We start from the raw sequence: 12130 nt of genomic DNA, 5'->3' as shown, positions 1-12130 counted from the left end.
GGCCGGGGTGTCCAGACGAACCCCGCTTCCCGCCCGCGCTGACCTGCACCGGGGCTCGACGCGGACGCCGTCACGGGCGGGCGCGTTAATCGGTGGACACACCGTCGGGGCCCCGGCTACGGTCGTCACCGGCATCGGCCCAGGTCGTGAAAGGAGGTGGGACCGTGCGTGAGGACACCACCGGTATCACCGGCATCCGCAGCTTCTCACCCCCGCGTTCCCGCCCCGTCCACCGGGCGGTGTCGGACTCCGTCTGACCGGGAGCGCTGCTTTTCTTCCCCGGAGGACCTCTCCATGACCGATCTGGTCATTCGCGCGCTCACCCCGAGCGACGCAGATCTTTTCCACTCGCTCCAGGACGCCGCTCTCGTCGGCCGTGGAGCTTTCGGCCACCGTTATGCCGCCCTGGCGGACGGCGGCGAGTACCGCCCCGACTGGACGTGGGTCGCCCTGCGCGACGACACCGTGGTGGCCAGGGCCGCCTGGTGGGCCGCCCCCGACGACAGCGCGCCCATCGCGCTGGACTGGTTCGACTTCGCGCCGGGCGAGGAGGCGGCGGGCACCGAACTCCTGCGCCGGGCCCCCTTCCGTACCGAATACTGCCTGCTCGTGCCGCCGGGCTGGCGGGAGGTGCCCGAGGTCCGGGCCGCCGCCGAGAGCAGGATCGCCGCGGCTCGGGGGGCCGGTATGGAGGTCCTCGTCGAGCGTTACCGCTATGTGTGGACCCCCGACTGCCCGCTGCCCGAGCGGCCGGGCCGGCTCACCTTCCGCCCCGAGCCGGACGACGCCGTGATCCTCGACGTCCTGCGCCGGGTCCACTCGGTCACGCTGGACGCCCACGCCCGGCGGGCGATCGAGGGCCCCGGCGGTCTGGAGGCGGCGGCCCAGGAGGAGTTGGACTTCTTCCACTGGTGCCCCTCGCCCCGTGCGTGGTGGCAGCTCGCGTACACGCCGGACGGCGAGGTGGCGGGCATCCAGGTGCCCGCGCACAACCCGTCCGGGCCGTGCGTCGGCTTCATCGGGGTCGTCCCCGAGGCGCGCGGGCACGGGTACGGCTACGACCTGCTGGTGGAGTGCACCCGCTTCCTGGTCGAGCGGGGCGCCGAGTCCATCGCGGGCGCGACGGACCGCGCGAACGCGCCGATGGCCGCCGCGTTCGCCCGCGCCGGTCACCCCGTCACTCAGGAACGCATCGACCTGGTGTTCGCTCAGGGGTGAGTGACCCGCTCGCCGTCTCCTCGGCGAGCCAGTCCAGCCGGAGCTGCTGCTCGGCGGGGATCGTCGCGTCCTCGCCGCGCGGCCCCACGTCGAGCAGCAGGTTCCCGCCGTCGGCCGCCGTGTCGCGGACCAGTGAGGTCAGCGCGCGGCGGTCGATGAAGGCGTCCGGGGCGGAGTTGCGGTTGTAGCCGAAGCTGTGGTCGATGCCCCGGGTGATCTCGTACGGGTCGGAGCCGGTGTACCGGGCGTACTCCGGCGTACGGAAGTCGAACTCCGGCGGGGTGCGCGGCACGAAGCCCTCGCCCCGCGCCACCGTGCGCCGGTCCCACCAGTTGAAGAGGGACTTGGCGCCCGGCAGGTTCAGCGCCCGCCAGTGCGGGGCGTACGGCAGCAGGCGGTCGTTGACGACGCCGTGGGGGACGGTGAAGCGGTAGAAGTCGGTGAGGGAGCGGATCTCGGTGGCGGAGGCCGGCCAGGCGATGTCGTTCCAGAGGATGTCGGGGCGGTAGCGCCGGATCAGCTCCCTCAGCTGCGCGTCGGCGTAGGCGGGGTAGCGGCCGCGCGGGACGGCGGAGAACATGTCGGCGGCGGTGCCGATGGGCCGGTCGTCGAAGGTCCAGTCGAGCCCGCCGGAGTAGTAGACGCCGAAGCGCAGGCCCTCGGCCCGTACGGCCTCGGCGAACTCGCCGACCACGTCCCGGGTGGTGTGCCAGCCGGTGCGGTGGGGGTTGGCGGTCCGGGAGGGCCACAGGCAGAAGCCGTCGTGGTGCTTGGTGACCAGCACCGCGTACCCGGCGCCCGCCGCACGGAAGGAGCGGGCCCAGGCGGCCGGGTCCCAGGTGGCGAGCCCGTCCTCGAAGTCGCGGCCGAAGTCGGTGTAGGGGCGGGTGCCGTAGGTGGCGCGGTGGTGGGCGGCGGCCGGGGAGCCGGGGAAGCGGAGGGAGTTCTCGTACCACTCCGCGTACGGGGTCCAGCCGAGCGGCGCACGCCGGCCCGCCGCCGGGAGCCTGTCCGGCGGGACGTGGGGCGGGGCCCAGCCGGGGACGGAGGCGGGCGTCCAGTGAACGAAGATCCCCAGCCGGGCCCGGGACCACCATGAAGCGACCATGGCGGGAGTATTGATCATTCGGGGGGAGCTGCGTAAGCCCCCTCGGCCACCGGGTTCCGGTCCGACTGCTTCGGCTGCCTCGCCTGCTTCGGCTCCTTCGGTTGCTTCTGCGTCTTCTGCGCCCTCTGCTGCTCCGGCTGCTTCTGTGTGCGGATCAGGTCGCGGTACCAGGCGTACGAGGCCTTCGGCGTACGGGCAAGGGTCTCGTAGTCGATGTGGACCAGGCCGAACCGCTGCGAGGCCCCCTCCGTCCACTCCACGTTGTCGGTGAGCGACCAGGTGAAGTAGCCGCGCACGTCGACCCCGGCGTCCATCGCCGCGCGCAGGGCGGTGAGGTGGCTCTCCAGGTAGGCGATGCGGCGGTCGTCGGCGAGCGGCTCGTCCAGGGCGCAGCCGTTCTCGGTGATGTGGAGGGGCGGGAGGCGGTCGCCGTAGCGGCGGTGGAGCAGGGTGAGGATCTCGGTGAGCCCCTCGGGGACGACGGGCCAGCCGAAGCCGGTCCTCTCGTACCCCTCGATCTCCCTGATGCCGAAGGGGAGTTCGGCAGGGATCGTGAAGCCGGAGAAGGTCTCCAGGGCCTCCGGCCGGGGGGCGCCGACGAGGGTGGGGTTGTAGTAGTTGACGCCGTACCAGTCGAGCGGGGTGGAGATGACCTTGAGGTCGTCGGTGACCGGTCCCGGCATCAGGGCGGCGAGCCCCTCGTCCGGGTAGCGGCCGGTGAGGACGGGGTCGGCGAAGAGCCAGTTGGTGAGCGTGTCGTACAGCTCCGCGCCGAAGCGGTCCTCGTCGGAGTCGCCGGCCGTCCACACCGGGGCGTGGGAGAGCGCGATGCCGACGTTGTCGGCGCCCGCCGCGCGCAGGGCGCGGACGGCGAGGCCGTGGGCGAGGAGCTGGTGGTGGGCGGCGGGCAGGGCGTCGAAGAGGAGGGTGCGGCCGGGGGCGTGCTCGCCCAGCGCGTAGCCGAGCAGGGTGACCTCGGCGGGTTCGTTGATGGTGATCCACATCGGGACCCGGTCGGCGAGGCGTTCGGCGACGATGCCCGCGTACTCGGCGAAGCGGTAGGCGGTGTCCCGGTCGAGCCAGCCGCCCGCCTCCTCCAGCGGGAGCGGGGTGTCCCAGTGGTAGAGGGTGGGGGCGGGGGTGATGCCGTGGGCGCAGAGTTCGTCGACGAGCCGGTCGTAGAAGTCGAGCCCGTCGGCGTTGACGGCCCCGCTGCCGCCCGGGACCACGCGGGGCCAGCTGATGGAGAACCGGAAGGCGTCGGCGCCGAGCCCGGAGAGCAGGGCCACGTCCTCGCGGTAGCGGGTGTGGAAGCCGGTGGCCCGGGTGGTGTCGGTGCCGTCCTTGATCCGGCCGGGCAGGGCGGCGAAGGCGTCCCAGCCCGAGGGGCCCTTGCCGTCGGCGTCCACCGACCCCTCGGTCTGGAAGGCGGAGGCGGAGGCTCCCCAGAGGAAGCCGGGCGGGAACTGCGGTACGGGCATCTCGGCCTCCATGAGCCGTACGGATGAACGGAACCTGTATGAGCGCGAGCCGGCCGGGCAATGATCAGGACCAGACCTTAATGGCGGGTGACCGGCCGGTTCCAGAGGCGGGCGGTCATGGGTGGTGGTGAGCCGGGCGCGAGGCTGCCTCGGGTCGTCGGGCCGGCCCGGCGCCCCGGCGCCCCGAAGACCTCACGTCCTGACGACCTGACGACCTGATGACCTACTACGGACGAGGAGTGGTGGATGCGGTTCGAGGTGTGGGCCCCCGAGGCGGACACGGTCGTGCTGGAGGCGGCGGAGGTCCGCTGCCCCATGGAGCGCGATCCGCTGCGGGAGGGCTGGTGGAGCGCCGAGGCGGAGGCGGCGGACGGAGACCGCTACGGGTTCCGGGTGGACGACGGGCCGCTGCTGCCGGACCCGCGTTCGCGGCGCCAGCCGGACGGGCCCGACGGGCCGAGCGCGGTCGTCGACCAGGGGGCGTACGCCTGGCGCAACGCCTGGGCGGGGCGGCGGCTGACCCGGGCGGTCCTGTACGAGCTGCACGTGGGGACGTACACCCGGGAGGGCACGTTCGACGCGGCGGCGGCGCGGCTGGGCCATCTGGCGGAGCTGGGCGTCACCCATGTGTCGCTGATGCCGGTCTGTCCGTTTCCCGGCACCAACGGCTGGGGGTACGAGGGCGTCTCGCTCTGGGCGGTGCACGAGCCGTACGGCGGCCCCGAGGGGCTGAAACGCTTTGTCGACACCGCGCACGGGCTGGGGCTCGGGGTGGTCCTGGACGTGGTCCACAACCACCTGGGCCCCTCCGGCAACCACCTGCCCGCCTTCGGCCCGTACTTCACCGACACCCACCACACCCCGTGGGGCGCGGCGGTCAACCTGGACGCCCCGGGCTCCGACGAGGTACGGGCGTTCCTGCTGGGCAGCGCGCTGGCCTGGCTGCGGGAGTACCGGCTCGACGGGCTGCGGCTGGACGCGGTGCACGCGCTCGCCGACACCCGGGCTCTCACCTTCCTGGAGGAGCTGTCGACGGCGGTCGACGCGCTGGCGGTGGAGCTGGGGCGGCCGCTGGGCCTGATCGCGGAGTCGGATCTCTGCGACCCGCGCACCACCACCCCGCGCCCGGCGGGCGGCCTCGGGCTGCACGCCCAGTGGAACGACGACTTCCACCACGCCCTGCACACCGCGCTCACCGGCGAGTCCCAGGGCTACTACGCGGACTTCGCCCGTGCCCCGCTGGCCGCCCTGGCCAAGACGGTGACGTCCGTGTTCTTCCACAACGGGACCTTCTCCACCTTCCGGGGCCGCACCCACGGCCGCCCGGTCGACGTGTCACGCTCCCCCGCCCACCGGTTCGTCGGTTACGCGCAGACCCACGACCAGATCGGCAACCGGGCCCTCGGCGACCGGCTCGCCGCCTCCCTGCCCCCCGGACTCCAGGCGTGCGCCGCCGCCCTCGTGCTGACCGGACCGTTCACCCCGATGCTCTTCATGGGCGAGGAGTGGGGGGCGCGCACCCCGTGGCAGTTCTTCACCGACCACACGGACCCGGAGCTGGCCCAGGCCGTACGCGAGGGCAGGCGGCGGGAGTTCGGCGCGCACGGCTGGGCCCAGGAGGAGATCCCCGACCCGCAGGACCCGGCGACCCGCGACCGCTCCTGTCTGGACTGGTCCGAGCCGGAGCGTGAACCCCATGCACGGCTGCTGGCCTGGTACCGCCAACTCATCGCGCTGCGCCGGGCGTTGCCCGATCTCCACGATCCCGACCTCGCCTCGGTGCGGACCGCGTTCGACGAGGACGCCCGCTGGCTGGCGTACCGCAGGGGCGATCTGCGGATCGCGGTCAACCTGGCGGACGGGCCGGCCGCGATCCCGCTCGGCTCCGGCCGCCACCGCCGGGGCGGGGGGCGGGTGCTGGCGGCCTGGGAGCCGGTCGAGGCGCCGGGGGCGGACGGGGTGCTGCGTCTGCCGCCTCAGTCGTGCGTGGTGCTGGCGGACGACTGAACTCCCCCGCGTCCACCGGCTACTCGACGATCGCCAGTTCGCGCGCGGTGGCGTTGAGGCGTCGGCCGCCGTCCTCGGTGACGGTCACGATGTCCTCGATCCGGACCCCGAAGCGGCCGGGAAGATAGACGCCCGGCTCGACGGAGAAGCACATGCCGGGGACGAGCGGCTGCTCCTCGCCCTCGATCAGGTAGGGGGGTTCGTGGGTGGTGACACCGATGCCGTGGCCGGTGCGGTGGATGAACCGCTCGCCGTAGCCGAACTCGGTGATCACCGCGCGGGCGGCGCGGTCGATCTCCTGGCAGGCCACGCCCGGCGCGACGGCGGCGCAGCCCGCCTGCTGGGCCTCGCGGACGATGTCGTGGACGCGCTGCTCCTCGGCGGTGGGCTCGCCGACGTGGACCGTACGGGAGGTGTCGGAGCCGTAACCGTGCTTCAGGCCACCGAAGTCCAGGACGACCATGTCGCCGCGCTCGATGGTGCGTTCACCCGCCTCGTGGTGCGGGTTGGCGCCGTTGGGCCCGGAGCCGACGACGGTGAAGTCGACCTGGGAGTGGCCGAAGTGCTTGAGCAGCGCGGCGAGATCGGCGGCCACGTCGCTCTCCCGGCGGCCGGAGAAGCGCACCTTGAGGATCTCCTCGTACGTGGCGTCCGCCGCCGCCCCCGCCGCCGCCAGGCGCTCCAGCTCGGCTCCGTCCTTCACCGCCCGGAGCATCGGGAGCGCCTCGGTGAGGGAGGTGTACGTGGTGTCGGGCAGGGCCCGTTGGAGGCCGAGGAGATGCATCGCCCACGCGTTGTCGCTGACGGCGAAGCGGCCCTGGGCGGCGAGCAGCGGGGAGGCCACCGCGTACGGGTCCTTGCCGTCGGTCCAGTCCCGCAGGGCGAGGACGGGCGCCCCGGCGGCCGCCGCCGCGTCGGGCGCCTCCAGCGTCGGGACGACCAGGACCGGCTCCTGACCGGCCCGCAGGACGAGGAGGGTGAGGCGTTCGGTGGAGACGGGCTGGTAGCCGGTGAGGTGGACGAGGTCGGGACCGGGCGCGACGATCACCCCGGCCAGTCCGGCCCCGTCGGCGGCCTCGGCCGCCTTCGCCATCCGGGCCCGGTAGACCTCGGCGGTGAAGGGTTCGGGGTGCGGCGCGGGCGGGTTCGGGCTGGACATCGGGGCCTCCTGGCGGTGAGAGGGTGCGGCAGGGCATGGCTCCCTGCATCCTGCCCGCCGGGCGGGGTGTCCGCGAGCGGGTTCGCAGGACGTACGGGACAGGGGGGCGGCTGCCGGGGGCGGAGGGGGCGACGGCCCCCGCTGGGTGGTGGTGCGCCCGCGCGGGGCCGCGACCGGTACGGGGCTGCTGCTGGGGCGCGCGAAGGATCAGGCGCAGACGGTCGGGCGGGTCGGCTTCTTCCTGTACACCGAGGACTTCGCGGGCGACCATGCCCGGATGAGCGCGGCGGGCGGGCGCTTCCTGGAGGAGCCCGGCACGAGACGTACGGCTCGGTCGCGGTCTTCGAGGACCTGTACGGCAACCGCTGGGACCTGCTCCAGCCGGCGTGACGCCCCGCCTGCGCGAGCCCCGCTCACGCCCGCGCCAGCCCCGCCTCCCGTACCGCCACCGCCTCCATCGCGTCCAGCACCGGCCGGATCAGCGGATGGCCCTCGGCCCCCTGCCGTACGGCCGCGAAGACGCGGCGGGTGGGGGCGCTGCCCTCCACCGGGCGCACGACCACCCCGGTCAGCTCCGTCCCGCGCAGGGCCGAGCGCGGCACCAGGGCCACCCCCGCGTCCGCCCCGGCCAGCGCGACCACCGCCCGGAAGTCGTCCGAGGAGTGCTCCAGGCGGGGTTCGAACCCGGCGGACTCGCAGGCCAGGACCACCACCTCATGGCAGGGGTTGCCCGGGTACGGCCCGATCCACGGGTCCTTGGCGAGGTCCGCGACCGCCACGTGGTCCTGGTCCGCGAGGCGGTGGCCGACCGGGAGCACCGCGTCGAACGGCTCCGAGTAGAGGGGGACGCGGGTGAGGCGCCGGGCGTCCTCGGCGGACGCGCCCCGGTACTCGACGGCCACCGCCACATCCACCTGCCGGTCCAGCACCATCGGGACGCTCGCGTCGCCCTCCGCGTCCTGGACCTTGACCCGGATGCCGGGGGCGGTGCGGGCCAGCTCGGTGAGGGCGGGGGCGAGCACCAGGCCGATGCCGGTGGCGAACGCGGCGACCGTGACCGTACCGGCGACGCCCGCGCCGTAGTCCGCCAGCTCCGCCTCGGCCCGCTCCAGCTGGGCCAGGACCACGTTGGCGTGGCTGAGCAGGATCTCCCCGGCAGCGGTGAGCCGGGTGCCGCGCGCGCCGCGTTCGACGAGGCGGTGGCCGGTCTCCTGCTCCAGGGCGGCGAGCTGCTGGGAGACGGCGGACGGCGTCAGGTACAACGCGGCGGCGGCCGCGGTCACCGTGCGGTGGTCGGCCACCGCACGGAGGATTCGCAGCCGCCGCGCATCGATCATGTGCCCATTGTCCCAGGTCGCGGCCGAGGCCCCGACCGGGCGACGGGCTACGCCTCCAGGGCCGCCCGCGCGTCGACGAAGGCGTCCACGGCGCGGTTCACGTCGGCGGTGGAGTGCGCCGCGGAGAGCTGGACGCGGATGCGCGCGGCCCCCTGCGGGACGACCGGGTACGAGAACCCGATCACGTACACACCGCGCTCCAGGAGCAGCTCCGCCATCCGGCCTGCCTTCGCCGCGTCCCCGATCATGACGGGGGCGATGGCGTGGTCGCCGGGCAGGATGTCGAAGCCCTCCTCGGTCATCCGGGTACGGAAGAGCGCGGTGTTGGCGTTGAGCTGGTCCCGCAGGTCGCCGGCGGATTCCAGCAGGTCGATGACCTTGAGGGAGGCGGCGGCGATGACCGGGGCGAGCGAGTTGGAGAAGAGGTACGGGCGCGAGCGCTGGCGCAGCAGGGCCACGATCTCGGCGCGGGCCGCGACGTAGCCGCCGGAGGCGCCGCCGAGCGCCTTGCCCAGGGTGCCGGTGATGATGTCGACCCGGTCCATGACGCCGTGCAGCTCGGGGGTGCCGCGCCCGCCGGGGCCGACGAAGCCGACGGCGTGCGAGTCGTCGACCATGACCATGGCGTCGTACCGGTCGGCCAGGTCGCAGATCTCCTGGAGCGGGGCCACGTACCCGTCCATCGAGAAGACGCCGTCGGTGACGATCAGCCGGCGCCGGGCCCCGGACGCCTCCTTGAGCTGCTTCTCCAGGTCGGCCATGTCGCGGTTGGCGTAGCGGAAGCGCTGGGCCTTGGAGAGCCGGATGCCGTCGATGATGGAGGCGTGGTTGAGGGCGTCGGAGATGACCGCGTCCTCGGCGCCGAGGATCGTCTCGAAGACGCCGCCGTTGGCGTCGAAGCAGGAGGAGTAGAGGATCGTGTCCTCCTGGCCGAGGAAGGCCGACAGGCGCTGCTCCAGCTCCTTGTGGACCTCCTGGGTGCCGCAGATGAAGCGGACCGAGGCGAGCCCGTAGCCCCAGCGGTCCAGCGCCTCGTGGGCGGCGGCGACGACCTCGGGGTGGTCGGCGAGGCCCAGGTAGTTGTTGGCGCAGAAGTTGAGGACCTCGCCGGCCCGGCCGCCGGAGGTGACGGCCACGGTCGCGGACTGCGGGGTGCCGATCACGCGCTCGGGCTTGTGCAGCCCGGCGGCGCGGATCTCGTCGAGGGTGGTGCGCAGGTCGTCGCGTACGGATGCGAACATGCTGGATTCCTTAAGAGGTTCGAGCCTACGAGGTTCGAGAAGAAGTTCGAAGGGTCAGGCGGTCCAGTCGAGGATGACCTTGCCGCCGAGGCCGCTCGCGGCGTCGTCGAAGGCCGCTTCGAAGTCGCGGTAGCCGTACCGGCCGGTGATCACGGGGGCGAGGTCGAGACCGCCCTCCAGCAGGACGGACATGGCGTACCAGGTCTCGTACATCTCGCGGCCGTAGATCCCCTTGACGGTGATCATCGAGGTGACGATCCGGGACCAGTCGACGGCGAACTCCTCGGCGGGCAGGCCGAGCATCGCAATCCGGCCGCCGTGCGTCATGTTCGCGACCATGTCGCGCATCGCCTCGGGGCGGCCGGACATCTCCAGGCCGATGTCGAAGCCCTCGCGCAGGCCCAGCTCGCGCTGCCCGTCCGCGATGGTCCGGTCCGCGACGTTGAGGGCGAGGCTGACGCCGACCTTGCGGGCGAGGGCGAGGCGGGCCTCGCTGACGTCGGTGATGACGACGTTGCGGGCACCCGCGTGCCTGGCGACGGCGGCGGCCATGATGCCGATCGGCCCGGCGCCGGTGATCAGGACGTCCTCGCCCACCAGCGGGAAGGAGAGCGCGGTGTGCACGGCGTTGCCGAACGGGTCGAAGATCGCCGCGATGTCGAGGTCGACGGGGACCCGGTGCACCCACACGTTCGAGGCGGGCAGGACCACGTACTCGGCGAACGCCCCGTCCCGGCCGACGCCGAGGCCGACGGTGGAGCGGCACAGGTGGCGGCGGCCGGCCAGGCAGTTGCGGCACTTGCCGCAGACCAGGTGGCCCTCGCCGCTGACGAGGTCGCCCACCGCGATGTCGGGGACGTCCGAGCCGAGGGCGGCGACCTCGCCGACGAACTCGTGGCCGAGGACCAGCGGGGTGGTGACCGCCTGCTGGGCCCAGCCGTCATAGGCGCGGATGTGCAGGTCGGTGCCGCAGATCCCGGTACGCAGGACCTTGATCAGGACGTCCCCGGGGCCGTACTCCGGCTCCGGCACGTCCATCAGCCACAGTCCCGGTTCGGCCTTCTGCTTGACGAGTGCCTTCACGGCTGCGGCTCCCTGCACGTGGTACGCGGGTGGTGGATACCCCGGGCCTCGGGGCCTGTCGGAGGAGCCCAGCGGCCCGGGGTGGTCTTGGGGGGCGCCCCCGTGGCGGGGGCGGGTACGGCGGGACGGGACGGAGCACGCCCGTGCGGCTCCACGCACCGTTCCCGGCCGTCACCGAGAAGGCTGCCGTACGGCGGGGCCTGGGTCCATCGAGGATTTCTTAAGCGCGGTCGCAGGAGATCTTCACACCTGGCCCAGGCTTCACAGCTTGCTCGTGGCCCGCAGCTTGCTCATGGCCCGCAGCTCGCTCGTGGCCGCAGCTCGCCGGACGGGCGGCTCTTCCTCGCCGTACGGAGCTACGGGGCTCGCCGTACGGAGCTACACGGGGCTACACCTCGCTGTACGGGCCCAGGAAGCGGGGGCGGCCCTTCTCGACCCGGTAGAGGAAGATCCCGTCCCGCTGCCGGACCTGGAGCGTGGAGGTCTGGAACGCCAGGGCGCGGACGATTCCCCGGTGCTCGGTCCGCAGCAGCCGCTGCGCCAGCCCGCCGCGCTCCTCGCCGTCGGCGCTCGTCGCCGCCACGGCCCGTGCGAGCAGACCGACCGCGTCGTACGCCTCGGCGGCCCAGGTGGCGGGCGGTGCGCCGAAGCGGCGGCGGTGGGCGGCGGTGAACCGCGCGGCCGACGGGAGCGCCGAGGCGTCGGCGTACGCCTCGGCGAAGACCCAGCCGTCGGCGGCCTTCCCGGCCCCCTCGAGGAAGGCGGGCCCGAGGGCGGGTCCGGCGCCGGCCCGGGTGCCGGTGAAGCCCTCGGCCGCGAGCGCGGTGGCCAGGCGGGCGGCCCGGGGCGCGGAGCGGCCTGCGTAGACGACGGCGTCGGCCCGGGTGGCGATGGCGCGGCGGGCCGCGGGGCGGAACCCCGAACCACCGCCGGGGAGGGGGTGCTCGGTGAGGGTGGCGCCGATGCGGGCCGAATCCCGGAAGGCGGAGCCGATCTTCCAGCCGTGGTCGGGGTCCGCCGCGTCCGGGACGAGGAGGACGCGCTCGGCGGGACGCGTGCGGGCCAGGTAGCTGACGAGGCCGGGGGCGAGGCTGCCGTCGTAGGGCCGGGTCACGAAGAGCTGGAGGCTCGCGTTCCAGGCGCCGGTGAAGGACCCCGCCGCGACGACGACCGTGGCGAGCCGCGCCTTTCCGTACCGCAGGACGACGTCCTCGGCCAGCGCCTCGCCGGTCGGCCCGAGGACGGCGACGACATCGGGGTCCGCCGCCAGCCGGTCGGCCACGCGCAGGGCCCGCGCCTTCTCCCCGGCGTCGTCCTCGGTACGGAGAGTGAGGCGGAAGGCCTTGTCGGTACGGGAGTTGTGGTCGGCGACGGCGAGCTGGGCGCCGCGCTGGTGGGCCAGGCCGGTGGCGCGGCCCGGTCCGGTGAGGTCGGCGTGGAGGCCGATGGCGCGGGTCGGGAGCCCGTCCGGCCGCGCCTGCGATCCGGTGTCCCCG

The 12130-nt window shown here is 73.8% G+C and carries 9 protein-coding genes and 1 pseudogene; 3 read left to right on the top strand and 7 right to left on the bottom strand.

The genetic code is table 11. The annotated features are described in order from the left end of the window. Window positions 1-294 precede the first annotated feature (294 nt). Complete coding sequence (locus AB0917_RS17130; RefSeq protein WP_366820353.1) at window positions 295-1218, top strand: GNAT family N-acetyltransferase; 924 nt, start codon at window positions 295-297, stop codon at window positions 1216-1218. Here AB0917_RS17130 and AB0917_RS17125 read toward each other — a convergent pair. Both AB0917_RS17125 and AB0917_RS17120 read right to left on the bottom strand, forming a co-directional pair. After that, window positions 1178-2326: an alpha-L-fucosidase gene (locus AB0917_RS17125; protein WP_366820352.1), complete on the bottom strand. Its 1149-nt coding sequence runs from the start codon at window positions 2324-2326 to the stop codon at window positions 1178-1180. The genes AB0917_RS17130 and AB0917_RS17125 overlap by 41 nt on opposite strands. A 14-nt stretch (window positions 2327-2340) precedes the next feature. Continuing rightward, on the bottom strand, window positions 2341-3807 hold the full coding sequence (locus AB0917_RS17120) for a GH1 family beta-glucosidase (protein ID WP_366820351.1): 1467 nt from the start codon (window positions 3805-3807) through the stop codon (window positions 2341-2343). Window positions 3808-4053: 246 nt separating this feature from the next. On the opposite strand from AB0917_RS17120, the gene treZ reads away from it, so the two are divergent. Next, on the top strand, window positions 4054-5814 hold the full coding sequence (treZ, locus tag AB0917_RS17115; RefSeq protein ID WP_366820350.1) for a malto-oligosyltrehalose trehalohydrolase: 1761 nt from the start codon (window positions 4054-4056) through the stop codon (window positions 5812-5814). A gap of 19 nt (window positions 5815-5833) precedes the next feature. Here the strand turns inward: treZ and AB0917_RS17110 are convergent, their stop codons facing one another. Continuing rightward, window positions 5834-6973 (bottom strand): aminopeptidase P family protein, encoded by a 1140-nt coding sequence (locus AB0917_RS17110; RefSeq protein ID WP_366820349.1) that lies wholly within the window; start codon window positions 6971-6973, stop codon window positions 5834-5836. A gap of 127 nt (window positions 6974-7100) precedes the next feature. On the opposite strand from AB0917_RS17110, the pseudogene AB0917_RS17105 reads away from it, so the two are divergent. Next, window positions 7101-7363, top strand: a pseudogene (locus AB0917_RS17105) (VOC family protein); the annotation flags it as partial. A gap of 23 nt (window positions 7364-7386) precedes the next feature. Here AB0917_RS17105 and AB0917_RS17100 read toward each other — a convergent pair. The 4 genes from AB0917_RS17100 to AB0917_RS17085 all read right to left on the bottom strand — a co-directional run. Then, complete coding sequence (locus tag AB0917_RS17100) at window positions 7387-8310, bottom strand: LysR family transcriptional regulator (protein ID WP_366820348.1); 924 nt, start codon at window positions 8308-8310, stop codon at window positions 7387-7389. A 47-nt stretch (window positions 8311-8357) separates the two neighbouring features. Further along, window positions 8358-9551 (bottom strand): glycine C-acetyltransferase, encoded by a 1194-nt coding sequence (locus AB0917_RS17095; protein WP_366820347.1) that lies wholly within the window; start codon window positions 9549-9551, stop codon window positions 8358-8360. Between the two features lie 54 nt (window positions 9552-9605). Further along, a complete protein-coding gene (gene tdh / locus AB0917_RS17090; RefSeq protein WP_366820346.1) occupies window positions 9606-10634 on the bottom strand; it encodes an L-threonine 3-dehydrogenase in 1029 nt (342 codons plus the stop codon). Window positions 10635-11022: 388 nt separating this feature from the next. After that, the coding region (locus tag AB0917_RS17085; RefSeq protein ID WP_366820345.1) for an ABC transporter substrate-binding protein at window positions 11023-12130 on the bottom strand (1108 nt) is incomplete at its 5' end.

Origin of the sequence: Streptomyces sp. NPDC007346 (genome assembly GCF_040703535.1) — a bacterium.
Lineage (GTDB): Bacteria > Actinomycetota > Actinomycetes > Streptomycetales > Streptomycetaceae > Streptomyces.
The sequence above is the reverse complement of the archived record's forward strand: the minus strand, read 5'-3'. Positions and strand labels throughout refer to the sequence as shown.

Bases quoted from the DNA above. Each gene is read 5' to 3' on its own strand.
- AB0917_RS17120 (WP_366820351.1), bottom strand. From the start codon at position 3,807: ATGCCCGTACCGCAGTTCCCGCCCGGCTTCCTCTGGGGAGCCTCCGCC.
- AB0917_RS17095 (WP_366820347.1), bottom strand. From the start codon at position 9,551: ATGTTCGCATCCGTACGCGACGACCTGCGCACCACCCTCGACGAGATC.
- treZ (WP_366820350.1), top strand. From the start codon at position 4,054: ATGCGGTTCGAGGTGTGGGCCCCCGAGGCGGACACGGTCGTGCTGGAG.
- AB0917_RS17125 (WP_366820352.1), bottom strand. From the start codon at position 2,326: ATGGTCGCTTCATGGTGGTCCCGGGCCCGGCTGGGGATCTTCGTTCAC.
- AB0917_RS17130 (WP_366820353.1), top strand. From the start codon at position 295: ATGACCGATCTGGTCATTCGCGCGCTCACCCCGAGCGACGCAGATCTT.
- AB0917_RS17110 (WP_366820349.1), bottom strand. From the start codon at position 6,973: ATGTCCAGCCCGAACCCGCCCGCGCCGCACCCCGAACCCTTCACCGCC.
- AB0917_RS17100 (WP_366820348.1), bottom strand. From the start codon at position 8,310: ATGATCGATGCGCGGCGGCTGCGAATCCTCCGTGCGGTGGCCGACCAC.